This window comes from Candidatus Glomeribacter gigasporarum BEG34 (assembly GCF_000227585.1).
GTDB classification, from domain to species: Bacteria; Pseudomonadota; Gammaproteobacteria; order Burkholderiales; family Burkholderiaceae; genus Glomeribacter; species Glomeribacter gigasporarum_B.
Map to the genome: position 1 here is coordinate 1 of NZ_CAFB01000007.1, position 1,371 is coordinate 1,371.

Genomic DNA, 1,371 nt, shown 5'->3' on the forward strand with positions numbered 1-1,371 from the left:
AGTTTCGAGAACCAGCGCTATCGCGCCAGCGGTCTTAACCTGGTGGTGGCCGCCATCATCTTGTGGAACACGGTCTATCTGGGGCGGGCGACGCAAGCACTACGCGACGCCAAGCAGTCCGTCGACAGGAAGCTGTTGCCGCACCTGTCGCCCCTGGGATGGGAGCACATCAATCTGACCGGCGATTACATCTGGCGGCAGCACAAGCTGGTCGAGCAGGGCAAGTTTAGGCCGCTACGGATGCTCAGCGAGGCTTAGCGTACGATTTTTTCCGTTCGTGAGCTGACCCCTACATGCGAGTATCGAAAGCGGACGGCTCTCAGACCACCGACTTACAGTGCGACACGCTGCTCGCTGCCGGCGTTGATCCGGCGCATCTCTACGAAGATCAGGCATCTGGCAAACGAGAGGACCGTCCCGGCTTGGCAGCCTGCCTGAAGGCATTGCGGCCCGGGGATACGTTGGTGGTGTGGAAACTGGATCGGCTCGGGCGCGATCTGCGGCATCTGATCAACACCGTACACGATCTGACCGGGCGTGGCATCGGCCTCAAGGTGCTGACCGGACACGGCGCAGCGATCGACACGACGACTGCTGCCGGCAAGCTGGTTTTCGGCATTTTTGCCGCTCTCGCTGAGTTCGAGCGTGAATTGATTACGGCGCGCACGATAGCAGGCTTGGCTTCGGCGCGAGCACGTGGCAGAAAAGGCGGACGGCCGTTCAAGATGACGGCCGCCAAATTGAGACTCGCTATGGCGGCAATGGGGCAGCCCAAAACCAAGGTCGGCGATCTGTGTGACGAACTCGGCATCACCCGGCAAACGCTGTACCGTCACGTCTCGCCAAAGGGCGAGCTGCGTTCGGATGGCATGAAGTTGCTTTCACGCGCCTGACCATGGCTTGGAGGCGAATAATTCACAACAGCCAGAAGCGACCCGTTAGTCAAGCCCCACGAAAGCGGCGATCCTCAGTTACTTCGTGAGCCATTCCGCGTAGGCGTTCACGTCAATCATAGGAACCGTACCGCTGAACTGCAGCATCGAGATCAGCTTGAAGAGAAATGCCGTCGCAGGTTTTCCTTCTTTGGTGAACTCGTAAGTGCAGCGTGCAGGCTCCCAGACAAAATGCCCGTGCGCTGCGACGCATCCCAGATCCAGTCGGTCGTCATCAACAGCATCGTTACCGAGCGCCCTCCGGAGCGGATCACCGCCGCATGGAGTCCAGTCACTCTCTAACGTCAGGATGCCGCCCAAAATGGGGCTCAAGGGCTTCGCCGGATAGGTTCCCTTCGCATAGGGTATGGGGAGGCTGGTCCGGTGCAGCTTGCGCACCGTGGCCACCTTCTTTCGCGCATAGGCTACGTGCTCTGCG

Annotated in this window: 2 protein-coding genes and 1 pseudogene; 2 read left to right on the plus strand and 1 reads right to left on the minus strand. The window is 60.0% G+C overall.

The genetic code is table 11. The annotated features are described in order from the left end of the window. The coding region (locus CAGGBEG34_RS00070; RefSeq protein ID WP_042687021.1) for a Tn3 family transposase at positions 1–258 on the plus strand (258 nt) is incomplete at its 5' end. Between the two features lie 35 nt (positions 259–293). Continuing rightward, complete coding sequence (locus tag CAGGBEG34_RS00075) at positions 294–893, plus strand: recombinase family protein (RefSeq protein WP_006681923.1); 600 nt, start codon at positions 294–296, stop codon at positions 891–893. Between the two features lie 78 nt (positions 894–971). On the opposite strand, the pseudogene CAGGBEG34_RS00080 reads toward CAGGBEG34_RS00075, so the two are convergent. Beyond that, a pseudogene (locus tag CAGGBEG34_RS00080) lies at positions 972–1,371 on the minus strand (hypothetical protein); the annotation flags it as partial.